The organism is Gottschalkiaceae bacterium SANA (genome assembly GCA_036323355.1).
GTDB lineage: Bacteria > Bacillota > Clostridia > Tissierellales > GPF-1 > GPF-1.
On record AP028876.1, the window covers coordinates 2,823,106 to 2,846,964 of the forward strand.

Below are 23,859 nucleotides of genomic sequence, written 5' to 3' on the forward strand. Positions count from 1 at the left end.
GAATACCACAGGCCGGTATTGGCGTCAAAAAAACAAGCCGGCTGTGCAAGCACATAACCGACTTGTTTCATTTTCAAACGCTAGGCCAATCCAGCTTCTTCTCTTAATGTTTCTGCAAGATCAGTCGCTTCCCAAGGTAGATCCAAATCCGTCCGTCCAAAATGTCCGTAAGCTGCTGTTTGTTTATAAATCGGACGTCGAAGTCGAAGGTTTTCAATAATCTTTGCCGGGCGCAGATCAAAATATTTTTGCACAAGCGCTTCAATTTTTTCTTCTTCAATTTTCGCCGTTCCAAAGGTATCCACAAAGATCGAAACCGGTTGAGCAACACCAATGGCATAAGCCAATTGTACTTCGCATTTATCCGCCAAGCCTGCAGCAACCACGTTTTTTGCCACATAGCGCGCCGCATATGCTGCCGAACGGTCTACCTTGGTACAATCCTTGCCAGAAAAAGCACCGCCACCATGACGCGCGTATCCACCATAGGTGTCGACGATAATTTTTCGACCAGTTAAACCAGCATCCCCTTTGGGTCCGCCAACAACGAATCGACCCGTCGGATTGATCAAAAATCGTGTTTGTTCATCAATCAATTCAGCTGGAACAACCGGCAATACAACCTTCTCAATTATATCTTTTTCAATTTGATCATGTTCTACAATCGGTGAATGTTGAGAAGAAATTACAACTGTATCCACACGTACCGGCGTATTGTCATGATATTCAATGGTAACCTGCGTTTTCCCATCGGGACGCAAATAGGCCAAGCTGCCATCTTTTCTTACTGCCGCTAAACGAAGTGCCAGTTTATGTGCCAATGAAATTGGCAATGGCATTAATTCTTCTGTTTCATTACAAGCGTAGCCAAACATTAATCCCTGATCGCCTGCCCCGAAATCGACTTCCGAAGAACCCGCTTCTTTCTTTTCTAATGAATTATTCACACCCAAAGCAATGTCTGAAGATTGCTCGTCAATAGCAACCAGAACACCACAGGTATCACAGTCAAATCCATATTTCGCACGATCATAGCCAATCTCGCGAACCGTTTCACGAACGACTTTTTGAACATCTACATAGTGATTGGTTGTGATTTCGCCACTAACCAATACCAAGCCCGTTGTTACCGACGTTTCGCAGGCTACGCGCGCCATAGGATCATGTTTCATAATTTCGTCTAGAATCGCATCAGAGATTTGATCACAGATCTTATCTGGATGTCCTTCAGTGACAGACTCTGAAGTAAAAAGCCATTTTCTCATTTTATTTCCTCCTGATTGATCTGAACCTATCTACAGACACAAAAAAAACCCCATAGGAAAGAGGTGTATTCCTCCTTCTAAGAGGTTTGCGCCTCCTCATCTTGCAACGTTACCGCTGCGGAATTAGCACCTAAATAAATAGGTTGCTGGACTTCATCGGGCCGGTTCCCTCCATCTCTCTTGATAAGGTTCAGTTTCATTATTTTCACAGTTCACCTTATCACTTTCCAGGAAAGCTGTCAATCATTCAAGACTTTTATTAAAGAAAAGGCGCATTCATGCGCCTAAATCGTCCATTGTCCATGAATAATTCCCACTAACTTCCAATCAGCTCCAAATTTTTGAAAAACCAATCGCAGGGAGCGCCAGTCCATTCCAGAGTAAGACGGATCGAATCCCGTAAAATGAAACTCGACCGTTTTGGAGGATGGATAAAAACTTTCATGATTAGTAATCATATTCCCAGTCCCCAAGATCCAATTCACACTGATATGGGGTGCCGTCAAAAAATCTTCATCATAGATAAAATTTAAATAATAATTAGCTTTAGTCAAATCAATGGGATCACCACTCCCATCATAGCTTCCGAAACTGTAAATTACAGGATCGGTAAAGAAATCACTGATTGCACTGCCTGTGAAAATCAAATCACTAGCGCTCACATATGGATACGGACTAAAGCGAATTCCCGTACTCGCATCCGTAATCCCTTCCAAAGCAGTAAAATCTTGATCGGCAATCATCTCCATGGCCTGAAGTGACAAACACATCACTTGTTCATTATCCGTATCCGCCATGGTCATGGTAATACCATCTGCTAATTGATCAACCTTTTCTTGCAAGACCTTTCGATCCTTTATTAGTTCTTCCTTTAACCCTTCTGTCAATTGCAACTGTTCTTCCAAAGCAAGTGCTTTTTCTTTAGCAATTTGCAATTGTGCTTCTGCATCAGACAAAGCATTTTCTACCTCGCTCAAAGGTTGACCTGTGCATCCCGCAGCCATAATCATCAACAATAAAAAAATCCCTAGTAGGGAAAGTCGTCTTTTCATCAGCTCTCTCCTTTCAGGATTTATATACCCTAAACCAATAGGCTTGTCATGATAAATATGGCAAATGCTCCCACAAGTCCACCCGCGATTACGATAGGAAGGGCATGTCTAAATTTAATATTCATTAAAGATGCCGCCAAAGAGCCTGTCCAAACACCGGTTCCAGGCAAGGGCAAGGCTACCAATAAAAAGAGTCCCATGTAAACACCCGTCTTAATCTTCTGGCTTTTTTTTACAGTACGTTCTTCGAACCCTCGTGTTACTGGGCTTATGACAGGAATATGATGGGTCCGTAAAAATTGACAAATCGGTTGCAAAAACAGCAATAGAATAGGAATAATCAATAGGTTTCCAATTAAGCTATAGCCCAAGCTCTCCCATGGAGAAAAACCTAGGGCAACACCGGCTGGGATTGCGCCCTTTACTTCGATGATCGGTACGGCACCCAAGACCATCACATAAATTCGTGCCGGAAGTGCTTGTAATAGTTCTAGCATTGCGCATTCCTCTCCTTTTTTAAAAACTTGATATTATTATATCGGATATTCTCTTCTTTCGCTTGATTTTTTCTTCCATACTCGCTATAATAGGAACAGTCATCGGGGTGTAGCGCAGTTTGGTAGCGCATCTGGTTTGGGACCAGAGGGCCGCGGGTTCAAATCCTGCCACCCCGACCATATGTGAGATGGACCTTAGGTTCATCTCATTTTTCGTTAGGAGAAAATAATGAACGGATTTTTACCCACAACAAAAAAGGAAATGAATACCCTCGGCTGGGACCAGGCTGACTTTGTTTTAGTTTCTGGTGATGCCTATGTCGATCACGCTAGCTTCGGTGCTGCCGTAATCGGTCGCGTCTTGGAAAAAATGGGCTACCGTGTTGCCATCCTCGATCAACCGGAGTGGAAACACTGCCAGGATTTTCAACGATTTGGTCAACCGCGCCTTGCTTTTTTAATCACCAGCGGCAATATTGATTCCATGATCAATCACTATACAGTTGCCAAAAAGAAACGAAGCCGTGAACTCTACTCTCCAGGAGGAGAAACCGGCAAGCGACCCGACCGTGCTACCATTGTCTATTCACAACGGGCACGACAAGCCTATCCTGACACCCCCATCATCTTGGGCGGCATGGAAGCCAGTCTCCGTCGCTTCGCTCATTACGACTATTGGTCTGATCGCGTTCGAAGATCGATTCTCGTCGATGCAAAAGCTGATCTTTTGGTTTTTGGCATGGGCGAAAAAATTATCATGGAAATCGCTGACAACCTCGACAATGGGCTGGATATCAACTATATCCACCATATCCCCGGAACCTGTTATCTGGTTCATTCAGAAGACGAAGTCTATGATGCTGTTAAGCTACCGGCTTACGAAGAAGTCATTACTGATAAAATCGCCTTTAACAAGGCCTTTCAATTATCCTATGAGGAACAAGACCCCATTCGGGGCAAAACCTTGATCCAACAGCACGGGACTCGATATCTTGTACAAAATCCACCCATGCTGCCCGCAAACGAAAATGAATTAGATTGGGTCTTTTCTCTGCCATTCCAACGAGAGATCCATCCAAAATATCAAAAACAAGGCATTCCCGCCTATGAAGAAATTCGTTTTTCCTTGACCAGCAATCGAGGCTGCTATGGCAATTGTTCATTCTGTTCTCTGGCTTTTCATCAGGGACGAATCGTTCAGTCAAGAAGCCACGAGTCGATTGTTGAAGAAGCAAAAGAAATGATTGGCGATCCTCAATTTAAGGGGTATATTCATGATGTAGGTGGACCAACAGCCAATTTCCGGCGTCCGGCTTGCGATCGGCAATTAAAAGTAGGCGCCTGCAAAAAGAAACAATGTCTCTTTCCAAAACCCTGCAAGGAAATGGTCGTTGATCATACCGATTACCTATCCTTGCTTCGCAAGCTTCGGCATTTGCGCGGCGTGAAAAAGGTCTTTGTCCGTTCCGGCATCCGATATGACTATGTCTTAGCAGATCAGAAAACCAATTTTCTCAAGGAATTGTCCGAGCATCATATTAGTGGACAATTACGGATTGCTCCGGAACATATTTCTGAACGCGTCCTCAAGCAAATGGGCAAGCCCGGCAAAGATGTCTATCTTCAATTTATGAAAGAATTTGAAAAAGTAAACAAGGAACTCGGTATGGATCAGTACATGGTTCCCTATCTAATGAGTTCTCATCCTGGCAGCACCCTAAAGGATGCCGTTGCTTTGGCCGAATTTCTTAGAGATATTCACCATCAACCAGAGCAGGTGCAGGACTTTTATCCAACACCCGGCACACGGTCCACGGCAATCTACTATACAGAACTCGATCCGAGTAATGGAAATCCGGTCTATGTACCAAAAACTCCAGAAGAAAAGGCCATGCAACGCGCATTGATGCAGTACCGCAATCCACGAAATGCGCGGCTTGTTCGCAAAGCTTTGCATCTGGCGCACCGAGAAGATTTAATTGGAACCGGTCATCATGCCCTAGTCAAGCCTGAACGGGAACATTCAAACACCCATACAAACCAATCCCCACAGCGCTCTGACCAGAAACGAACTTCACGCAAGCGCAAACGATCATAAGGAGGTTCCTTTTATGCTTAAAAAAAGCATGTTCTTTCTTTTTCTTTTCTTTATAATCACTCAAACCGCTTTCGGACTTGAGGACGAAGGTATCACAACAGAAAACATGATATCAAACAATCAAATTCCAGTTTTGATGTATCACCATATTTTACCAGAAAATCAACGAGCGGCCTTGCCCTACAATGCGGCAATTATCTCCTTTGAATCCTTTAAAGAACAGATGGGCTGGCTGCACCAACAAGGATGGAAGGCCCTCACCCTAGAGGAGCTTAGCAAATCTTTGTCCAATGAAGATCCCCTGCCGGAAAAATCCTTTGTGATCACCTTTGACGATGGATATGCCAGCAACCTCTTTTTTGCTTTTCCAACCTTGAATCGCTACAATTTCCCAGCAGCGGAGTTTATCATCACTGCTAACCTGGAAGAGGAAATACGAAAATGGGACGGGAAGAAACTGTCTTGGAAGGATGTAAAAGCCATCTCAAAATTATTCAGCATTCAATCCCACAGTCACACTTTCCATCAGCAGCAAGATGACAAGCCCATGCTAACCGTAAAAACACAAGAAGAGATCCAAGAAGATCTCGACTTCGCCTGGGCAGAGATTGACCGACATATTGAACCGGGCTTTCGAGCCTTCGCCTATCCCTATGGCGTTGCAAGTCAAGCGGCCATTGACGTCTTAAAGAATCAGGATGTTCAACTCGCATTTACAACTAAAACGGGCTATGTCACGAAGGAGTCGGATCCCTTATTGCTCCCCCGGTTTTCGATTACGCCATCGGTATCCGTGGAGGACTTTCAATCCATTTTTCAATCAAAACCGATTGAAGATCCGACCCTAGTACCAAGGCCGGATGATCAGAACGACGAAAAACCGGAGCAAGATTTCGGAATTTCTAGTACTGACAATAAACAACTTGAAGTGGAATAAGTTGGCAAACAAAACCGCTGAGAATCAAGGAATAATCCTTTGATTCTCAGCGGTTTTGTTTGTCTTCTATACTTTCAACTCATCCTATTCAAAGAAATCCATAATCTCACAGGTAAAATCCCCAAAATCTTGAATATCCTTTTTTAACGAAATTAAGAGCTTCTTTGCATCCCGCTCTCGAATACAGGCAATGATTTCTTGATGATACCGTGTATCATTATGAACTACGCTCTCCCATCGATTCCAATACAATTGTGCATAGGCTCGTTTCAACCGATTCATAACCCGCGACAACTCTGCGTAAGCGCATTCATTTCGTGTGAAAGACATCAATTGAAGATGAAAGCTTGCATTATTTTCCCAATGGGTCCAAACATCCTGATCAGCAAGTCGATTTTTCTTCTCGTGCTCTTCTAGCTTCGTAATTTGGGCATCATAAAATTTATCTATATTCGCTTTAATCAAACCGCCTTCCAATAGATATCGAAACTGTAGCATGTCTTCGATATCCTCCCGGGTCAAGCGGATCACCTCATAGCCATAACGTGGAATATTCCTTAGGACGCCGTCGTTGCATAAAGACAATAAAGCTTCACGCACTGGTGATTTACTGCACTGGTATTTTTCCATCAATTCTTTTTCATTAATAATCTGATTCGGTTTAAATTCATAATTGAGTATATCTTCAAAAACGGACTCATAAACCTTCTCTTTTAAGCTTATTTTCCCAGCCATAATTTAGCCCTCCAATATTGCTTTTGTCAGCTTTAATTATATCGATTCCTCTTCCCACTGTAAAGCGACCCCAACTCCCTGTCCATCTCTCAGTTTCGTTGAATCATTCAGACATTTCTCACCATTGCGCTAATTTTCTGAAAAAGATTGACGAAAGATTTATTATTGTATATACTACTGGTGTGATCAGTAAGCGTACTAATAATATTTTTTTGATGAGAGAAGGAGATTCTTATGAAAAAGGAAATGAATGATGCCTACATTCAGATACTCAGGCAAGAACTGATTCCTGCTTTAGGCTGTACCGAGCCCATTGCTATTGCTTTGGCTGCAGCAAAAGCCCGCCAAGTGTTGGGACATTTCCCTGAATCTCTGGAAATTCACTGCAGTGGAAGCATAATCAAGAACGTAAAAAGCGTGATTATTCCCAATTCAGGGGGACTGAAAGGAATAGAAGCAGCCGCTACCCTTGGCATGATCGGCGGAGACCCCAACGGCGACTTAGAAGTACTTTCAAAAGTAACGGATCAAAACCGCCAACAAACCCAGGAACTTCTAGCTGCTAACTTTACAACTTGCAAACTGCAAGAAAATGTTGACAACCTATATGTGGTTGCCAAGGTAGGCTTCAAAGAGGAATTTGCTGAAGTAACCATTATCAATCGACATACCCTTATTTCAAAAATTGTAAAAAATGGAAAGGTTCTATTCCAACAGCCTAACCATCTACCCTCAAGTAAAGATGCTGGTGGGGATTCTTCGCTATCGGTAGAAACCATATTAGAATTTGCAAATTCTGTAGCCATCGAAGATGTAAAAGAAGTTCTTGATCGACAAATTAAATTAAATTCAGAAATTGCAGCCTGTGGTCTTGAACACGATTACGGCACTCAAGTCGGAAAGACCTTGCTTCAAAACTACGGAGCCAACACGCCAACGCGAGCAAAGGCGGTAACAGCCGCTGCTTCTGACGCTCGAATGGGGGGATGCCCCAAACCTGTTGTCATCAACTCTGGCAGTGGAAACCAAGGACTAACCGTATCATTACCGGTCATCGAATACGCCAGGTCTCTGAAAGTTGGCCAAGATAAGCTATACCGTGCTCTTTGCGTTAGCAATCTGATTTCCATTCATCTGAAAAGAAATATTGGTAGTTTATCTGCCTTCTGCGGCGCAGTAACAGCCGCAAGTGGGTCAGGTGCGGCAATAACTTACTTGCATGGAGGAAGCTACCAACAAATTTCAAACACCATTACCAATACCATTGCTAACATCGGCGGCATAGTCTGCGATGGAGCCAAACCCTCCTGCGCAGCCAAGGTTGCCTCATCAGTCGACGCTGCAATTCTAGCCCACCATATGAGCATGAAAGGACATACCTTCTTGTATGGGGAAGGTCTTGTGCAAAACGATATTGAATCGACCATTAAAAGCATCGGCTATGTGGGCCGAGTCGGCATGAAAAACACAGATCTAGAAATCCTTCACATTATGACAAACCAGATTAGCTTTTGCTAATCATCCATCTTAAGCACTCACAAGTCCCCTCTCTATGATGCAATAGAAAGGGGACTCGTTTTGTCTTCTAGCATTTTTTTATGTACTTACACTTCTGAAATACACTCAACTGGACATTCTCCTGCGCAGGCACCACAAGAGATGCAAGCCTCTTCATCAATGACACGTATACCTCCCTCAACCTCAGAAATACAGGCTACCGGACAAACTGTTTCGCATGCCCCGCATCCAATACAAGCATCCGCATGAATTCGATAGGCCATCTCAATCCTCCTTTCATTTATTACTGATATGATACCCAATATTTTCCGATTCTTTTTCCTAAAATTTAACCCTTTCATTTCTCTAAGTATTACAAATTTGACAGTAGTGTGTGTCACACAGTATAATAAAGATGAGAGGAAGGTGATGTAATGGAAAACCTAGAATCCTTAAAACAAAATCTAAGCTCAGAATTACGTAGAGGTACCCTGCTCCTTATGGTTCTCAATTCACTAAACGAACCCCAATACGGGTATTCCCTGATCCAGCATCTTGCTGACATCGGAATGAAAGTGGAACAAAACACCCTCTATCCACTATTACGTCGCCTAGAGAAACAAGGCCTTGTTGACAGTGAATGGATGGTGGGTCAATCCCGTCCAAGACGTTATTACTCAATCAATCAAAATGGAATTACAATTCGTTCTCATCTTCTGAAGGAATGGGAAAATATGAATCAAATTTTGATCCGTCAGGATCAAGGATTGGAGGAAGATCATGAAAAACTGGATTGACCGATATCTCTATCAAATTGAAAAAAACCTGCCTCAGAAAAACCGCGCTGATCTAATCGCAGAAATCAAATCGAATCTTTATGATGAGCTTGATGAAAAATACAAAGGTCATCAACCGACTGAAAAAGAAATTTTGCAAGTTCTTCAAGACAACGGCTCCCCAAGTATTCTTGCATCTGCCTATCGCGGTACACAACAAGCCTTGATCGGTGGCACCCTCTATCCCATCTATCTCTTGGTTCTTAAAATTGTCTTGCCTGCAAGTATCATTGGAATCTTTGTCGCCACTGGCATTGCCATTGGCTTTGGAAGCCAAAGCTTCTGGGCTGGTCTTGGCAATCTATTCTCCTCGATGTTCCAAGTCGCCATAACGGCCGTAGGGATGGTAACTGTCATCTTTGTCTTGATCGAACGATTTGCCGACCCTGATGAATTAAAGCAAGAAATCAAAAATAAACCATGGAATCCCAAGGAACTGCCTGCCGTTCCCACCAAGCAGAATCGATTAAAACGCTCAGACTCCATTGCAACCATTGTTTTCTTGACCCTATTTATAATCGGATTTAATTATTTCTCCGATTCGATAACCTGGTTGTATTCTGCCAATGAAACGCGGATCGTCATGCCCGTCTTTAATCCAGAAATTCTAAAACAATACTTGCCATGGCTAAATGCCTTTTGGCTTGCAAGCATCGTTTTCCATATCGTGCTCTTGATCAAAAATCGCTGGAACACGGGCTTTCGATTGATCAAGATCGGATTCGATTGGACAGGGCTCGGTCTCTTCCTTTGGATCGTGTCCAACCCGACCCTCTTCACTCTGCAAGACGGTGGCCTATATGACCTGTTTGCTTCCATAGGAAAAATCGGGCTCGCTGCCCTCATCGGCCTTACCCTTTTTGAAACTGGTAGAACGATTTATCACATGTTGAAAGCATAAAAAAAAAGCGGACGCAAGCGTCCGTTTTTTTTACTCCCTTATTATACACGTTCAATGGCATCTAGGAACATCTCGAGGGGTTGATCGCCTACCAACTCTTCTTTCCCATTGATCACAATCTTCGGAACCCCGGATACATTGTATTGATCCGACAATTCCGAGAAAGTTTGCGCTTCGATCATCTCGGCGCGCACATTCGGATTTTCCAAGGCCAATTTATGGGCCTTAGAAACAGCACCCGGGCAATGCGGGCAACCCAGGGTAACAAATACTTTTATATCAATGGGTTTTTCAATCTTGGCTACCCGATCAGCAAAAACCTTGGGCAGTTGCTCTCCAGAGCCTGATACTTCCAAAAGACCGGAAATAAAGGAATTGATCTCATGTCCACCAGGCAGTCCGTAAAACTGAATCCCGTAATCCTTGCGATCTTCTCCCAAGAGAACAATTGCTGGTACGCGTTTCACTTGAAGAGTTTCAGCTAATGCTGCGTCAGCTTCAAGGTCATAAACCTCCAACTTAATTTTTTCATGAATGTCTGTCATCTCAGCCATAAAGGTTTTGGTGTCCTCGCAACTTTCACACATTTCCTTGGTTGCAAACAGGGCAATAGTCACTTCTTTTTTCATCGGCTGGAAAATTTCTTCCAATTGTTTCTTAATCTCTTCGTTTAAAAATTTCATGATACTTCCTCCTTTAAGGTATTGATATATTCATTCGCGGTCAAGGCTGCTTTAGCACCTTCCCCTGCGGATATTATAATTTGCTTGTAGGGCATGTCCGTCACATCGCCTGCCGCAAAAATCCCAGCTTGGCTGGTTTGGCACCGCGTGTTCACTTCGATTTCTCCACGTCCATTTCTCTTCACCACATCTGTAAAGGCATCTGAGTTTGGCAAATAACCGATCTCCACGAAAAGTCCGTTTCCTGAAATCTCAACAACTGCTCCACTCGCCTTATCCAAGGCATTGACATGGCTCACAAGGCCCTCGCCCTCCACTGATTGAATCTGCGTTTCTAAATGGATGGTAACATTTTCTTTTTTTCTTAATTGATCCACTAGAATCTGATCAGCTCGAAATTGACTACGATGAACCAGATGAACATGGTTGGCTATTTTCGCCATATCAATGGCAGCCTCAACTGCACTATTTCCACCTCCAGCAACAATGACATCCATACCGGCAAATAATGGCCCATCACAAATGGCGCAATAAGCAACCCCGCGACCCAAGAATTCCTTCTCACCCGGAACGTTCAACATTCTAGGCTTGCTTCCCGTTGCTAAAATGACGGCCTTTGCTTGAAATGTTTCTTCTATATTGGTATGGATCTTCTTGATCCTCCCCCCGTCTATTCCCGTAACGAGCACATTTTCTTTCACAGGAACCTTCAGTTCTTCCACATGGCTTGTAAATTTTTCCATCAGTTTTTGACCCGTTTCAGAAGGAAAGCCCAAATAGTTTTCTACGCTGGATGTATCAAGAACCTGACCGCCTATCCGTTCCGCCAAAATGCCGACCAACAATCCCTTCCGCTTTGCGTAGAGTGCAGCATTTAATCCTGCTGGTCCTCCACCAACAATCAAGACATCATAAATCGTTTCTGGCGTCACCGCTGGCGCCTTAGCTTTGCTTTGTAAGTTAAACTCCATGTCACCCTCCTTAGGGACGTTACTTGAATTTTATTTCAAAGGAATCTAGCAGTTGATAATCTTGCATACCGCTGATTCACTTAGTCCAAATATTTGGCCAATGGCACGCAAGGACAAGGTCGATTCTTTACGAATCCTCCGGATCATCTCATTGCGTACTTCCTTTTCAGAAATCATAGCTTCTACTGTCGTACCGCGTTCTTTCGCTTGTTGGCCCAGGGCAGCCTCCACTTCTTTTCGACTGCGATGACAAGTCCCCCCCCGTTCGCAAAGAGGTGTCTTTCGATCACAGACCTGATTGCTTTCATTTGCCTCTATCCAATAGGGATGATATGCCTCCTGATTAGGAATCGGATCCAAAAGTTCTGATATTTTTTCACCTTGAAGAAGGGCAGAAAATTGACTCCAAGCACAGTGCTCATCTTTTCCATATACCGATTGAGCCGTTTCCATTAATTCACGGTAATCTTGAATCAATTGACTCTTATATCGATCCTTATATATTTTTCCTTGGCATTTGGCATACATTGCATATCGAATATTCAATGCCTTCATGATCTTAGAGAGATCCGATCCATTGTCATAGATCAACAATCGATATTCGTTGTCAGCGCGCAGGCAATATCCATATAAATGAAAATCAAATTTTTCTTTCACCTTCCTGACGATTGCCAAAAAAGCGGTTCGATCCTCATCATCTCGAAACAAGGACTGATCTGTACCACTGGTTTGTGTAATCAAATAGGTTCCATAAAGAATTTTTTCTCTCGCTTTTCTCGGCATATGCGCCTCCTGTGTTTTTAGTATAACAGGGACGATACTTTCCTGTCAAGTACCGTCCCAAAAAAATATTATTCATCCTTAACATTCTTTTCTTGCGTTTATTAACAGAAAAAGGGTATGATGAACTATTGAATGATTTGGAGTGAATAGCATGCAAACTGATTTAACAAACCTGCTCATTCAGGGTTTTGCCGGTGGAATCACCGGATATGTCACAAACAACTACGCACTGAATATGTTGTTCCGTGAATACACCCCCCTGAAGCTTGGCGGTGTCATTAAAAAAACAAAAACAGAATTTATCGCTGCAATCAGCGAACTGGTGGAAAGAGATCTATTAAGTCCTTCCCATCTCAAATCCGAGATCTTAAAGGATGAAACCTTGGAGGAATGGAATCGCCTCTTTGGTTCTCTTTGGGACGAATTTTTTCAAGCAGAATTCCAACAAAAACCGATTCAAGAAATTCCTGGCGTCCAAAAAGCACTACCGACCTGGATTCATTCCCTTGTGGAAGATGGACTTCAACCCCTGCAAGATGGAAGCCTAGCGGTTCCAGAAATAAAAATCGAATCCCTTTTATCAAAGGGTTCATTTTCATTTCTTTTTAAACGCTTAATCACCCAATCCATCGCGGAAGCGCAGCAAGGCAAGATGCTTGATTCTTTCTTAATATCCTTGACTGCTACCCTTAATGGAAAGTCCCTATCCGATTTTCTTTCTACGAAAGAAATCGAAAATCTTGAACATGCCCTACAGGACTTTTTGTTGCAGAGTACAAACGCAATCCAAAAGGATCCAACTCTTCTTTCCGCCGCTCTGAAAAAAATAACAGAGCGTCAAGAGATTCCAGCCCTACTTTCAAACTGGGAGTCTAAATGGGGCAATCAAGCCCTGTCAGCCCATCTCTCAGAGGAACAAGGCGCTGAATGTGTGAATGGTCTCCATAATCTGCTTGCGCGCGCTCTAGAACCCGACGCCATCGCCTCTATATCCACGCAAATGAGAGATGCACTTTTTTCTTCTGGCTTACTAGATCAACCTCTTATGGACTGGTTTGAACTGGATACACAGGCATCTATGAAAGAATTCTTTCATGAGCCATATAATCGAGCCTTTGACCGTTTCCAAGGATTTCTTGGGGAACGAGAGGAAGAAATTCGCCAAAGACTGAAGCGTGCGGCGCAAACTGAATTAGATCAGCAATCCGGCATGCTGGCTTCCATGATTAAAGGACCCTTGTTTTCCTATCTGGATACGATGAAGATTCCGAATTTAATCGAAGGATTTCGAAGTCTTGGACAAGCAAAGATTGCAGACCTTCTGTCCACCCAGCCCGTCTCGGACTGGATGCCTTTGCCGACCCAAGAGGCGGTTCAATCCATGATTCAATCTAGTCTGATCCAGATTGATGAACAAGTGGAAATCCTACTTGAAAAAGGACTTGAAAAAACACCGGTCCAACTTCTAGGTGAAAACTGGGCAACTCGCTATCATGAAAGCGGCAAGTCCAAGCTTCTAGAGATTATCGTCTCTTTTGGACTTTCAAAACTGTCAGATCACGGTGCACAAAACACTTTGGTTTCAACAGCCATTCGCAACCTGATTGATCAGCCTTGGAACCAAGAAACCGCCTACACGCTGTTACATACGGTAAAACAATTGGATCTTCAACCTATGCAGCAGGCGATTATCTCCCTTGACGGCAATCTCTATGATGCCATCAAGAACAAGTCAATTCCAGATGAAATTTGGCAATCTATCCTAAAAAATCCGAACCTGCAGGCCTCTTTAGAAAGCCAAGGTCTTGATTTGATGGAACGTCAAATTCAGCAGCCCCTTGATCATTTCCTCGCGCGATTCAATCAAACGGAATCCCGAGATTTATTTGGAGACCGACTAATTGGAATGATCGAAAGCCATGGTGAAAGCTTTTTAGAAGGAAAGGTTCAAGAGTTAGTTAAAACCAACCTGCAAGCGCGAAATGAAGAAGAAATTGTAGAGCTTGCTCACGACTTTATTGGGCGAGAACTCCAGCCCATTACAAAATTTGGTTTCCTTCTTGGCGTGATCGCGGGAATCACAATGGCGCTCTTCCCCTTAGCTAACACCCTGATGATCGGACCCATTGATCTTTTTCCCATCGGCATTTTTGCCTTAGTTGGGGTAACCACCAACTGGATTGCCCTTCAGATGATTTTCAAACCCTACAAGGAGATTCGCTGGCTTAAAAAAGTTCCCTTCTTCAAACATTTTTCCCATGGCTATCTGATGAAAAACCAGCGCGTATTCGCAGAAAATTTAGCGCAGTTCGTGGACGAATCCCTCTTGAATCGAAATATGATTCAACAGCTTTTCTCCGATCAGAAGAAGAGTCTCAAACAGCGCTGGATGGATTGGCTTCCAACAAGAATCTCTTCCTGGTTGCAGCCTGAGGTAAAAAAAGGTCATGGTCAATTGGCTTCGGCCTTTACCAATCAAATTCAAACAAGCCTTTTGACTCACGCAGAAGAATGGAGCAAGAACATTACCAATAACCTGAGAGAACGTCCAATTCCCTTGGACAACGAAAACCTACAAGGCTGGTTTGAGGAAAACGGCACCCCTTTAATTCAAAAGGGATGGAGCAAATGGCAAGAAACCCATCAGAATGAATCCTTGTCCTCATGGATCTCGCCTCAGGTCATTTCAACCGTTTTGCAGCCAATCTTACAAAATCAAGCTGGCGCCTTCCCCGCTCATTTATTCTGGGACAATCGTGACCTGGCGGTCGAACCAATCTTAATTTCTTTCTTCCGCTTGAAAAAGAATGAACACTTAGAAGATCTCTTATTTGGACTTCCAGTCAATTTTCTTCGTGATCATCAAGCTCAACTGATCCCTTCTCTATTTCAAAAGGGCTTAAATAGCATACAGAATCATGAGCAAAACCTTGCAGACCGCTTGAATCAATCGGTGCAGGGACAATTGAATTTCTTGCAACGTGGTGGCTTCGTTTTAATGGGTGGACCGGCTTTACTGGAAAAAATTCTTCATCGTGCTTTGTTCGATGAACTACCGGATTTCCTTAATCAAAATTCGGATGCCTTGGCAAAAACCTTCGATCCTGTGATCGAAGAACTTTTAACGAGACAGCCTTCCATCGATTGGAATATAACGGAATCTTCACAAGCTTCGATAGGAAACATAGGGAAAATTGTTTTTAATGAGCTGCCTTCTCTACAAGGCAAGCTTCCGCTCATGGAGAAAAGACTAAATAATTCTGTTCACGACTTGATCGAAGCTCAGCAAACCTGGCTCGTACCGACATTGGCAGAGGGCATCAGCATCTTATCACAACCCGTGCTAGAACCCATCACCATCCAAGATTTGCTTTCCATTCTTCCAAACGAAGGGAAGGCCAATATTTGGAACAGCATCTCTTCAACAGAGGATTATCAATCAATTATCAAAAAAGGCTGGCGTGAGATCACCCATACCCTGGGTAGAAATACAGTAATTGGTGATTGGATTCCTGAATCTCTCATGGCGGACCAATTAAATTCACTGCTCCACTTAATTGGATCGGATTCAGCCTTCACAGAGATTTTCGAAACGGTCCTTGAATCTGCAATCCCCGGAGTGACTAGCCACCTTGGCGAAAATACCAATTTACTGGAATGGCTATCCGAGAACAGCTTTGATCCTTTATATCGAGCGACCCACGCACATTTGCCAGCATTGCTTGCAACCCTGTCTTTTCAGGATCACATCGTGCGCGAAGTGGATGCACTCTCTCCACAGGGAATCCACCAACTATTCCTTTCCTTCGCAGGAAAATACTTCTTGCGCTTGGAAATCTATGGACTGTTTGGCGCCGTTTTCGGCTTGCACCCAGTCCTTCCCGCCCTTGCCCTTGTCTCGGAAGGCTGGGAAACCGTCAAACGAAAACAAAAAAAAGGAGTTTCCTAAACAATGGAAAAAAACTGCCAAGTAAGAAAAAATCATGAAAGTAAATTTCGTCAGGGATATCCACTTCTATTCCCTGAAGCACTTCAAACCACTGCCCCCCTTCAAAAAGAAGGCCAGATCTTTCGTTTAACAACGAAATCCGGCGAGTTTCTTGCACGAGGCTATTATGGCAAGCAAAACAAAGGCCTTGGATGGATCCTTACTCAAAAGGAAGAGGAACAAATTGATTTCACTTTCTTCCTTCGCAAACTTTCGGCCGCACTGGCTCGTCGTCAAAAATTCTATTTTTCTCAAGAAACCACTGCGTTTCGCGTCTTTAACGGCGAAGGGGATGGGATCGGTGGACTCACTATCGATCACTACGATGGCTACTACCTTTTTCAATGGTACAGCAAAGGCATTTATGCCTTCCACGAAGAGATTTATCGTGCATTCTCACAAATTACTGTTTCCAAAGGGATTTATCAAAAACGACGATATCAAATTGGCGGCAAGGTGATCGAAGAGGATTCTTTTGTATCCGGCGAGCGTTGTGATCAAACTTTTCCTGTAAAAGAAAGTGGCCTTTCTCTACATGCAAATCTCAATGATGGCGCCATGACCGGTTTCTTCTTGGACCAACGCAATGTCCGCAAACAAATCATGGATCTCTACGGCAGAAACAGACGTGTGCTTAATACCTTCTCTTATACGGGTGCCTTTTCGGTTTTTGCGGCAAAGGGTGGCTCACTAAGCACAACCAGCATTGATCTAGCTAAGCGCAGCCTTGAAAAAACAAAAGCAAATTTTATTCTTAACGATATCAAGCTCGAAGCAAACGAAATTGTTGTTGATGAAATCTCAGCCTATTTTGCAACAGCCAAAGAAGAGGGCAAACGCTACGACTTAATTATTCTTGATCCACCAAGCTACTCCAGATCAAAGAACTTCAGCTTTAGCGCCCAAAAAGATTACACGGCTTTGGTCGAACAAGCCCTACCCATCCTTGATACCAATGGGATTCTTATGGCTTCCACCAACTGCTCTTTATTTGATATGAAAGAATTCCAGGAAATGGTGAAAAAAGGATTCCGAAAATTTAATCGGAAATATCGAGTTTTGGAGAGTTTTCAGCTCCCAGCCGATTTCCCAACTCATCCTCAGTTTCCAGAGGGAAACTACCTGAAGGTGTTCTTTATTCAACATGTATAGAAAGCAAAAAAACGAAGCCCGAGTGATATGCTCCCCCTGTAGGAGACAGTAGAAATAATAAAACTGTCTTTTACAAGGGGAGTTTTCGTATGGGAAGAAAAAGCAAGGTATCTGCTGAGGTAAAGATCAAGGCAGTTGAAGCATATCTCCGTGGAGAAAAAAGTAGATTGCAAATTGTAGACCAGTTGTCGGTGTCACAATCAACAGTTCGCGATTGGATATATATTTACAGAGCAACTGGAGTGGCAGGTTTACTTCCATCAAACACGAATCATTCGTATTCAACTGAGACCAAATTAGCGGCGGTTCAAGATTATTTGTCGGGTGGAAGATCACTACAGACAATAAGTTCTAAGTATGGTTTACGATCAAAGAAACAACTCCTAGACTGGATTTGCAAGTATAATAGCCATGAGAAGATAAAATCAAGTGGAGGGAATCCAATCATGACTAAGGGAAGAAAAACAACGCTTGCGGAGCGTGTGCAAATCGTGATTCATTGCATCGCCAATGATAATAATTACAAGGAAACATCAGAGAAGTTTGAGGTTTCCTATCAGCAGGTTCGAAATTGGGTCTTGAAGTATGAAGAAAAGGGTCTGGAAGGACTGGAAGACCGCAGGGGCAAGCGAAAACCAGAAAGCGAGCTTACAGAAGCGGAACGAATGAAAGCAGAGATTGAGTTGCTGAAAGCAAAAAACAAGCGTCTTGAAATTGAGAACGAACTGCTAAAAAAGTTGGAGGAGATAGAAAGAAGGTGACGCTGAGCCTCGTGCGGCAAGAGAGTAAATACCTTGCGATCTACGAGCTGAACAAGGAAAGAAATTATCCAATTATGATCATGTGCGAGATTCTTGGCGTATACAGATCTTCGTACTATAAATGGTTAAAACGAGATAAAAGCGAAAATGAGAAGCAGAATGAAGAAATTCTCGGAAAGATCATCGAGTTTTACGAGGAGAAGAATGGCGCTGCTGGTTATCGGCAAGTTACTATGCATTTGCGAAATGACGAAAACCTGCACGTCAACTATAAACGCGTATATCGGCTGATGAAGATTGCTGGCCTGAAGTCGATCTGTCGACGGAAGAAACGGAGATACACGCCATCCACGCCTGAGATTACTGCCGAGAATCTCTTGAATCGCGATTTTAACGCTGAAAACATTCATCAAAAATGGCTGACCGATGTGACTGAATTCAAGTACGGAAACGGCAAGAAGGCTTATTTGAGCGCGATTTTGGACCTAGGTGATCGGAGTATTGTTTCCTATGTAATTGGAAAATCCAACAACAACCCTCTCGTATTCGAGACCTTTGATCGCGCAGTTGAGGCATATCCGGATGCTACTCCGCTATTTCATAGCGACAGGGGGTTTCAATACACCAACAAGGTATTTAAAACTAAGCTGAATGACGCAGACATGACCCAAAGCATGTCGCGTGTTGGACGCTGCATTGACAATGGTCCGATGGAAGGATTTTGGGCTATTCTGAAAACGGAAACGTATCATTGGCGTAGATTTCAAAGCTATGAAGAATTGGAGCAGGCGATTGATGAGTACATATCTTACTACAATCACTATCGTTATCAGAAACGGCTTAATGAGATGACGCCATTTCAATACCGCCATTATCTAAATGAGTTGGCGGCATAAAAATAGTGATGCCAATCTGTTGATCAGCATCACCATAGTTTTTATTATTTCCACTGTCCACTTGACAGGGAGCGGTTCAGAGGGCTTCGTTTTTTGATAAGTGAAACAACAGCCTTTTGGCCGAATATTCAACTAAATATCCATTTTCCAATAATACTTCTCAAAGAGCATCTGCGGTGTCAGCAATTGTTCGGAATATGGTTTCGCAAATTTTTCTGCCAAGGAAGGCAAAGAAACCTGCATGGCTCGTCGAAAGGATTCCGGCATGGCTACTTTTCCAAGCAAGCGATCCATCAATAAGAGTCTTCCCTCTTTTATGTTTCCAATCACCGTCTGATCCTCGATTTGATTCAATGGATAGACATTGAATTCTCGGTCGACATACAGATGGTCTAGATCTAATCTTCGAATCACAATATTCCGAAGGATTTCAGGATTTTCTGCGTATTCCCGTTCCGGACGTGCCCCATCAAGCTTGTAGGGAATCCCCTTTGCAAGCAAACCTTCAACAATCTTGCTCGTCGGAATGTTTTCATAGGCATTTCTCATTCCACCCGCCAAATAATAACGACCCGAAACCTTTAATTCATGAAGGCGCAATTCCTTGCCTTTTTCATAGATTGCGGCCACTTCTTTCTCATTTCCCTTTGTGGCTAAAATACGCCATTCAACCTGAAAACCTTGACTCATCGCTCGTTTTGTTGCATCTTCAATCTGACCATACGCACCTATTTTTCCCGCCAAAGAATCATGCATGAGCTCGGTTCCATAAAGTGTAAATCTGATTTTAGGCATAATCGGCAAGAGCTCAGACAAGAGTGTTTCCGACAGGTTTTCCCCATTGGTATACAGGCTGCGCTCCTTGTATTCACGACCTAGCCAAGATGCTTTCTCCGCTTTTTTCAATAGTGGCAGCAATTCAGGATACAAGGTTGGCTCCCGAAGAATCCCGATCGTAATTTCTTCCTTCAACATTTCCTGAAAGATTCCGGTCATATCCAGAATCTGATCCGGACTCATCATCATACGACCCCTGCTACCAGCGGGGCAATAGCAATGAAAACATTGATTGCGACAATTGGTTGCTTCGTAGAATATTTGTTTTGGCATATTCCTCGCCTCCTCGATTTCCATTATATAACAATCCTATTCAAGCAATTCTTAAATAACTTTAAAGATAAGAAAATAAGAGGCAAAATCACCTCTTATCAATCCAACATCACCCGACTCTTTCCCTTTGCTTTTGCCTGATGCAACAGATCATCAACTCGGCGAATCAAATAGTCTATCGACTCTCCATGGTATTCCACCACCCCCGCACTAAATTGCAAGGTTACCGCAAGTTCGCCCTGTCGAAATTCATTAACACCAAGCATGGACTGAATCCGATCCAGAATCTCAACGACGTCACCAATCTTTGTCCCTGGGAAAAGTATGAGGAACTCCTCCCCCCCATAGCGACCTACATAATCCATGGCGCGTACCTGTTCCATCAATGCATCCGAGAACGCTTTTAACACAAAGTCACCAAATTGATGACCATGTTCGTCATTCACCGATTTAAAATAGTCGATATCAAGCAAGGCAATGGTAAGAAATTCAAGACCTCGCTCTGCGCGAGCGGTTTCCTTCTTCAACAACTCCATAATATGTTTTCGATTAAATAAACCCGTCATCTCATCAGTGATGGACTCATGATATAAACGATCATTCAGGCGTTCTAACTCTTCCAGATTTTCATTCCTTTCTCTGCGCAGTCGAATTAGCTCGGTAATGTCATGGAGCAATACAATAAACTCGCCTTGATTACCAGCAGTCGCCGAAATCTGAAAATCTCGCCCATTGCAATGGACCTCTTGTTCATAGATCCGCGGTGCCCCTTCACCACAAACACGTTGGCAAAATCCTTGCAAGTCGCAATCAGCTTCTAATGAATCGATAAAAATTTCAGAAAAGGTCTTACCGAGTATCAAGGATCGATCCAACCCCACAATCAACTCGAATAGGGAGTTGACTTTCATAAAACGAAAGTGAAGCTTTTGATCTTCCTTGCTTTCCATAAGCAGTTGTGCAAAGCCAATCGGCATTTGCTCAATCCAGTCTTCATTTGTTGTTACCATGACTCACTCCTCCTCTTTCGTGATCCACACCACTTGATTGCGCCCCGCTTCCTTGGCGGCATATAACCGCTCGTCAACCTGACTCAAAATTTGATGAATCGTTCCCCCTTGATAAACAGCAATTCCAGCGCTAAAGGTGATTTTCAGATTATCGGTTTCCATTTGAAAAGGTATTGATTCCATTTGCCAGCGGATCCGTTCCAAAACCTGAACAGCTGTTTCCAGTTCTGTCTCTGGGAAAATTAGTAAAAACTCCTCTCCTCCATATCGACCGACATAATCCATGTCTCGCGTCCATTGTTGCAATCGCTTTGAAAACTGCTCTAAAACAGAATCCCCAGCCTGGTGGCCATAGGTATCATTAACCCGCTTAAAAAAATCAATGTCCAATAAGGCAATACTAAAGGACTTTTTATTCCGATCTGCCCGTGAAACTTCCTTGCTCAGCAGATCCATAATATATCTACGATTGAACAGCTTGGTACCAGGATCGGTGATGCTCTCCTTATAGAGCGTCACATTTAATTCTTCCAATTCCCGCTGCTTCTCGTTCATTTGCTCCCGTAGATCAGACATCTCTGTCATATCAATAAAAATCGTAGCAAATTCATCTTGAAAAACCGGAAAAGCAGTCACATGAAAGGTCCGCTTCAAAACGCGAGAATATTGTTCGAAGGTACGTGTTTGCTGAAATTCCACCACCTCAGTATAGATCTCCAGCCAAGGAATGGAGTCCGAAAGAATATTTGGGATTGCATCATCTGAATGTTTTCCAATTAAATCGTCTCGATTCAATCCTGTAATCTCTTCGTATGCTTGATTAACCATTAAAAAGACATAGTCCACCACTTGTCCATTCAAATCTCGAACTGCGCGCCGATACGCAAAACCAACTGGCATATTTTCAATCATGACTTCCCAAAGCAGACCCATCTTTTCAACCCCTTTCGGCTTATCCATTTAATACCCGAATCTGGAAGGAATCCAAAAAAAGAAAACCCACAAAGTCCTTTTCTTTTTATTTTCTGCATTCTCTGTACTTTTGCTCGAGCTTTCGGTATAATAGTTTCATTGTCAACGGTGTCATTTGTTTCATCACCGAAGGCAGCGACGGTAACCATACTCTCGCCAAGTTGTATGGTATCGCCAACTTCAACCTCGTGCTCCATTTCTTGTGTGAAATGGGGCACTTTTATTTCTGCAAACACGCCTATATAAAATCATTCTTTATAAAATGAATACTCTCTTCAAAAAAACTATCAAAAAAAGAAGACCACTAAGTGATCTTCTCTCATTTCAATTCTTAATCTTTACTTCTACTCAGGCTTTCGAAATACAAATCTCGTCACCTATCTTTATCACGGGAAGAGCACTACCTTTCAGTTCAATCTGTCCTGGAAGATCAGCTTGTGGTTTCCCCGAAAACTTAAAGGAGCAATGGCCCAATAATTTAAGGGTATGATTTGCTTCGCCACCAACAGCAGTTACAGTATACGTGCTCTCGCCAAATCGCACAATATCCCCAACTTCAACCTCGCGCTCCATTTCTTCTATGGAATGGAGTACACTTATTTCTGCCAATTCTTGTGGCGCATTATTATTAAAAATAATCAGCATATCCATCTCTAAAAATTCTAATGCCATTTCACCGATTTCCGTTACTTGTGCCTGATACTTCATGCTATTCCCCTCCAACTCTTTTCTTAGTACATTCCGATACTAAATACGTATGCAATGATAACGGATAATGGTCCGGTAATCATGCGTGAGAACAATACCGCTGGAACGCCAACGTTTACTGTTTCCGGCTCTGCTTCTCCTAAAGACAAACCAACTGGAATAAAGTCACAACCTACTTGTGGATCAATCGCAAACAATGCAGGCAATGCCAATTGAACAGGGATGTTTCCCTTGCCAATTTCCACACCAACCAATACACCGACGACCTGTGCAATAACCGCGCCTGGTCCTAAAACTGGTGATAGGAATGGAATGGAACATACAACTGAAATCAAGAATAATCCTGGCAGCGTTCCAGCAAATGGAGTAATCGTATTCGCGATCACATCGCCAATTCCCGATGCCGAAATAATGCCCATCATCATTGAAATAAACGCCATAAATGGTAGCACATTTCGAATCACTGAATCAATTGTATCACGGCCTGCTTGGTAGAACTTGCCGACGATGCCACCGATCCCTTTACCCAATCGAACTAGGAATGCTTCCTTTTTAACATTTTCCGCTGCTGCCACTTTTGGCTTCACCTCTTCCTTCGTTGTTTCTGCTGTTATTGGAGCTGCTTCTGGAGCTGCTGCTTCATCTGTCGAAGAGATTTGATCCAATCCAACATCTGAAACATATAGCGCTTCTGTCATAAATTGTGCCAATGGGCCCGCTTTTCCCACTGGATTTAAGTTTATTGTCAACACTTTTTTCTTGGGATAAACTCCACATCGTGCCGTGCCACCGCAGTCAACAATTGCAACTGCAATCTTTGTATCGGATACGCCTGTTGAAAATCCGTCAATCGCTTCTCCACCTGTCAGTTCTGCAATTTTTTGAGCAACAGGATGAATGCCACCACCGGTTACAGACAAGATTACATTTCTTTCTTCTGTTGGCGCAATGACCAAGGGTCCGCCCCAACCGCTACTACCTTTTATAACTTTAACTGAACGATACAT

Annotated in this window: 22 protein-coding genes, 1 tRNA gene and 1 riboswitch; of the genes, 10 read left to right on the forward strand and 13 right to left on the reverse strand. The window is 43.1% G+C overall.

What is annotated here, in order from left to right; all coding sequences use genetic code 11:
- Positions 1-80: 80 nt before the first annotated feature.
- The 3 genes from metK to AC25CA_RS13825 form a co-directional block, all read right to left on the reverse strand.
- Positions 81-1,265 carry a methionine adenosyltransferase gene (gene metK / locus AC25CA_RS13815; RefSeq protein ID WP_486814417.1) on the reverse strand — a complete coding sequence of 395 codons (1,185 nt, stop codon included), beginning with the start codon at positions 1,263-1,265 and terminating at the stop codon, positions 81-83.
- A gap of 93 nt (positions 1,266-1,358) precedes the next feature.
- Positions 1,359-1,455, reverse strand: a riboswitch (SAM riboswitch).
- Positions 1,456-1,549: 94 nt separating this feature from the next.
- Positions 1,550-2,317 (reverse strand): hypothetical protein, encoded by a 768-nt coding sequence (locus AC25CA_RS13820; protein WP_486814418.1) that lies wholly within the window; start codon positions 2,315-2,317, stop codon positions 1,550-1,552.
- Positions 2,318-2,346: 29 nt separating this feature from the next.
- Positions 2,347-2,814 (reverse strand): COG2426 family protein, encoded by a 468-nt coding sequence (locus tag AC25CA_RS13825; protein ID WP_486814419.1) that lies wholly within the window; start codon positions 2,812-2,814, stop codon positions 2,347-2,349.
- 103 nt (positions 2,815-2,917) lie between these two features.
- On the opposite strand from AC25CA_RS13825, the gene AC25CA_RS13830 reads away from it, so the two are divergent.
- The 3 genes from AC25CA_RS13830 to AC25CA_RS13840 all read left to right on the forward strand — a co-directional run bounded on the left by AC25CA_RS13830 (position 2,918) and on the right by AC25CA_RS13840 (position 5,849).
- Positions 2,918-2,994 (forward strand) — tRNA-Pro (locus AC25CA_RS13830).
- A gap of 49 nt (positions 2,995-3,043) precedes the next feature.
- Complete coding sequence (locus tag AC25CA_RS13835) at positions 3,044-4,912, forward strand: YgiQ family radical SAM protein (protein WP_486814420.1); 1,869 nt, start codon at positions 3,044-3,046, stop codon at positions 4,910-4,912.
- Positions 4,913-4,925: 13 nt separating this feature from the next.
- Positions 4,926-5,849, forward strand: a complete 924-nt coding sequence (locus tag AC25CA_RS13840; RefSeq protein ID WP_486814421.1) for a polysaccharide deacetylase family protein — start codon at positions 4,926-4,928, stop codon at positions 5,847-5,849.
- 84 nt (positions 5,850-5,933) lie between these two features.
- Here the strand turns inward: AC25CA_RS13840 and AC25CA_RS13845 are convergent, their stop codons facing one another.
- Positions 5,934-6,584, reverse strand: a complete 651-nt coding sequence (locus AC25CA_RS13845) for a GntR family transcriptional regulator (RefSeq protein WP_486814422.1) — start codon at positions 6,582-6,584, stop codon at positions 5,934-5,936.
- Between the two features lie 234 nt (positions 6,585-6,818).
- Between AC25CA_RS13845 and AC25CA_RS13850 the strand changes: the two genes are divergently transcribed.
- Entirely contained in the window at positions 6,819-8,102 is a 1,284-nt protein-coding gene (locus AC25CA_RS13850; protein ID WP_486814423.1) for an L-cysteine desulfidase family protein, read from the forward strand.
- A gap of 86 nt (positions 8,103-8,188) precedes the next feature.
- Here AC25CA_RS13850 and AC25CA_RS13855 read toward each other — a convergent pair whose 3' ends face one another.
- Complete coding sequence (locus AC25CA_RS13855) at positions 8,189-8,365, reverse strand: 4Fe-4S binding protein (protein WP_486814424.1); 177 nt, start codon at positions 8,363-8,365, stop codon at positions 8,189-8,191.
- A 150-nt stretch (positions 8,366-8,515) separates the two neighbouring features.
- Here AC25CA_RS13855 and AC25CA_RS13860 point away from each other — a divergent pair, with 150 nt between their 5' ends.
- Together AC25CA_RS13860 and AC25CA_RS13865 are read left to right on the forward strand one after the other, a co-directional pair.
- Positions 8,516-8,878: a PadR family transcriptional regulator gene (locus tag AC25CA_RS13860; RefSeq protein WP_486814425.1), complete on the forward strand. Its 363-nt coding sequence runs from the start codon at positions 8,516-8,518 to the stop codon at positions 8,876-8,878.
- Positions 8,862-9,818: a hypothetical protein gene (locus AC25CA_RS13865; RefSeq protein WP_486814426.1), complete on the forward strand. Its 957-nt coding sequence runs from the start codon at positions 8,862-8,864 to the stop codon at positions 9,816-9,818. The genes AC25CA_RS13860 and AC25CA_RS13865 overlap by 17 nt, the downstream gene beginning before the upstream one ends.
- A gap of 41 nt (positions 9,819-9,859) precedes the next feature.
- On the opposite strand, the gene pdo is transcribed toward AC25CA_RS13865, so the two are convergent.
- Genes pdo through AC25CA_RS13880 form a run of 3 tightly spaced genes read right to left on the reverse strand, consistent with a single transcriptional unit; the run spans position 9,860 to position 12,255 of the window.
- Positions 9,860-10,501 (reverse strand): protein disulfide oxidoreductase, encoded by a 642-nt coding sequence (gene pdo, locus AC25CA_RS13870; RefSeq protein ID WP_486814427.1) that lies wholly within the window; start codon positions 10,499-10,501, stop codon positions 9,860-9,862.
- Positions 10,498-11,472: an FAD-dependent oxidoreductase gene (locus tag AC25CA_RS13875; protein WP_486814428.1), complete on the reverse strand. Its 975-nt coding sequence runs from the start codon at positions 11,470-11,472 to the stop codon at positions 10,498-10,500. Before AC25CA_RS13875 ends, pdo begins: the two co-directional genes overlap by 4 nt.
- 45 nt (positions 11,473-11,517) lie before the next feature.
- On the reverse strand, positions 11,518-12,255 hold the full coding sequence (locus tag AC25CA_RS13880; RefSeq protein ID WP_486814429.1) for a transposase: 738 nt from the start codon (positions 12,253-12,255) through the stop codon (positions 11,518-11,520).
- 151 nt (positions 12,256-12,406) lie between these two features.
- Here AC25CA_RS13880 and AC25CA_RS13885 point away from each other — a divergent pair, with 151 nt between their 5' ends.
- The 4 genes from AC25CA_RS13885 (at position 12,407) to AC25CA_RS13900 (ending at position 19,052) form a co-directional block, all read left to right on the forward strand.
- Complete coding sequence (locus AC25CA_RS13885) at positions 12,407-16,204, forward strand: DUF445 family protein (protein ID WP_486814430.1); 3,798 nt, start codon at positions 12,407-12,409, stop codon at positions 16,202-16,204.
- A 3-nt stretch (positions 16,205-16,207) separates the two neighbouring features.
- On the forward strand, positions 16,208-17,395 hold the full coding sequence (locus tag AC25CA_RS13890; protein WP_486814431.1) for a class I SAM-dependent rRNA methyltransferase: 1,188 nt from the start codon (positions 16,208-16,210) through the stop codon (positions 17,393-17,395).
- Positions 17,396-17,484: 89 nt separating this feature from the next.
- Entirely contained in the window at positions 17,485-18,156 is a 672-nt protein-coding gene (locus AC25CA_RS13895; protein ID WP_486813906.1) for a transposase, read from the forward strand.
- A complete protein-coding gene (locus tag AC25CA_RS13900) occupies positions 18,153-19,052 on the forward strand; it encodes an IS3 family transposase (protein WP_486814432.1) in 900 nt (299 codons plus the stop codon). The genes AC25CA_RS13895 and AC25CA_RS13900 overlap by 4 nt, the downstream gene beginning before the upstream one ends.
- Positions 19,053-19,184: 132 nt before the next feature.
- Here the strand turns inward: AC25CA_RS13900 and AC25CA_RS13905 are convergent, their stop codons facing one another.
- The 5 genes from AC25CA_RS13905 to srlE form a co-directional block, all read right to left on the reverse strand.
- Positions 19,185-20,162, reverse strand: coding sequence for a radical SAM protein (locus tag AC25CA_RS13905; RefSeq protein WP_486814433.1), 978 nt, complete (start codon positions 20,160-20,162; stop codon positions 19,185-19,187).
- A 98-nt stretch (positions 20,163-20,260) separates the two neighbouring features.
- Positions 20,261-21,172, reverse strand: a complete 912-nt coding sequence (locus AC25CA_RS13910) for a GGDEF domain-containing protein (RefSeq protein ID WP_486814434.1) — start codon at positions 21,170-21,172, stop codon at positions 20,261-20,263.
- Between the two features lie 3 nt (positions 21,173-21,175).
- The gene (locus tag AC25CA_RS13915) at positions 21,176-22,105 is read right to left on the reverse strand and encodes a GGDEF domain-containing protein (RefSeq protein WP_486814435.1); all 930 of its coding nucleotides are present in this window, start codon (positions 22,103-22,105) and stop codon (positions 21,176-21,178) included.
- Between the two features lie 387 nt (positions 22,106-22,492).
- Entirely contained in the window at positions 22,493-22,852 is a 360-nt protein-coding gene (locus AC25CA_RS13920) for a PTS glucitol/sorbitol transporter subunit IIA (RefSeq protein ID WP_486814436.1), read from the reverse strand.
- A 23-nt stretch (positions 22,853-22,875) separates the two neighbouring features.
- Positions 22,876-23,859: a PTS glucitol/sorbitol transporter subunit IIB gene (srlE, locus tag AC25CA_RS13925; protein ID WP_486814437.1), complete on the reverse strand. Its 984-nt coding sequence runs from the start codon at positions 23,857-23,859 to the stop codon at positions 22,876-22,878.

Coding starts and splice junctions, on each gene's coding strand:
- metK (WP_486814417.1), bottom strand. CDS start 1,265: ATGAGAAAATGGCTTTTTACTTCAGAGTCTGTCACTGAAGGACATCCA.
- AC25CA_RS13820 (WP_486814418.1), bottom strand. CDS start 2,317: ATGAAAAGACGACTTTCCCTACTAGGGATTTTTTTATTGTTGATGATT.
- AC25CA_RS13825 (WP_486814419.1), bottom strand. CDS start 2,814: ATGCTAGAACTATTACAAGCACTTCCGGCACGAATTTATGTGATGGTC.
- AC25CA_RS13835 (WP_486814420.1), top strand. CDS start 3,044: ATGAACGGATTTTTACCCACAACAAAAAAGGAAATGAATACCCTCGGC.
- AC25CA_RS13840 (WP_486814421.1), top strand. CDS start 4,926: ATGCTTAAAAAAAGCATGTTCTTTCTTTTTCTTTTCTTTATAATCACT.
- AC25CA_RS13845 (WP_486814422.1), bottom strand. CDS start 6,584: ATGGCTGGGAAAATAAGCTTAAAAGAGAAGGTTTATGAGTCCGTTTTT.
- AC25CA_RS13850 (WP_486814423.1), top strand. CDS start 6,819: ATGAAAAAGGAAATGAATGATGCCTACATTCAGATACTCAGGCAAGAA.
- AC25CA_RS13855 (WP_486814424.1), bottom strand. CDS start 8,365: ATGGCCTATCGAATTCATGCGGATGCTTGTATTGGATGCGGGGCATGC.
- AC25CA_RS13860 (WP_486814425.1), top strand. CDS start 8,516: ATGGAAAACCTAGAATCCTTAAAACAAAATCTAAGCTCAGAATTACGT.
- AC25CA_RS13865 (WP_486814426.1), top strand. CDS start 8,862: ATGAAAAACTGGATTGACCGATATCTCTATCAAATTGAAAAAAACCTG.
- pdo (WP_486814427.1), bottom strand. CDS start 10,501: ATGAAATTTTTAAACGAAGAGATTAAGAAACAATTGGAAGAAATTTTC.
- AC25CA_RS13875 (WP_486814428.1), bottom strand. CDS start 11,472: ATGGAGTTTAACTTACAAAGCAAAGCTAAGGCGCCAGCGGTGACGCCA.
- AC25CA_RS13880 (WP_486814429.1), bottom strand. CDS start 12,255: ATGCCGAGAAAAGCGAGAGAAAAAATTCTTTATGGAACCTATTTGATT.
- AC25CA_RS13885 (WP_486814430.1), top strand. CDS start 12,407: ATGCAAACTGATTTAACAAACCTGCTCATTCAGGGTTTTGCCGGTGGA.
- AC25CA_RS13890 (WP_486814431.1), top strand. CDS start 16,208: ATGGAAAAAAACTGCCAAGTAAGAAAAAATCATGAAAGTAAATTTCGT.
- AC25CA_RS13895 (WP_486813906.1), top strand. CDS start 17,485: ATGGGAAGAAAAAGCAAGGTATCTGCTGAGGTAAAGATCAAGGCAGTT.
- AC25CA_RS13905 (WP_486814433.1), bottom strand. CDS start 20,162: ATGCCAAAACAAATATTCTACGAAGCAACCAATTGTCGCAATCAATGT.
- AC25CA_RS13910 (WP_486814434.1), bottom strand. CDS start 21,172: ATGGTAACAACAAATGAAGACTGGATTGAGCAAATGCCGATTGGCTTT.
- AC25CA_RS13915 (WP_486814435.1), bottom strand. CDS start 22,105: ATGGGTCTGCTTTGGGAAGTCATGATTGAAAATATGCCAGTTGGTTTT.
- AC25CA_RS13920 (WP_486814436.1), bottom strand. CDS start 22,852: ATGAAGTATCAGGCACAAGTAACGGAAATCGGTGAAATGGCATTAGAA.
- srlE (WP_486814437.1), bottom strand. CDS start 23,859: ATGTATCGTTCAGTTAAAGTTATAAAAGGTAGTAGCGGTTGGGGCGGA.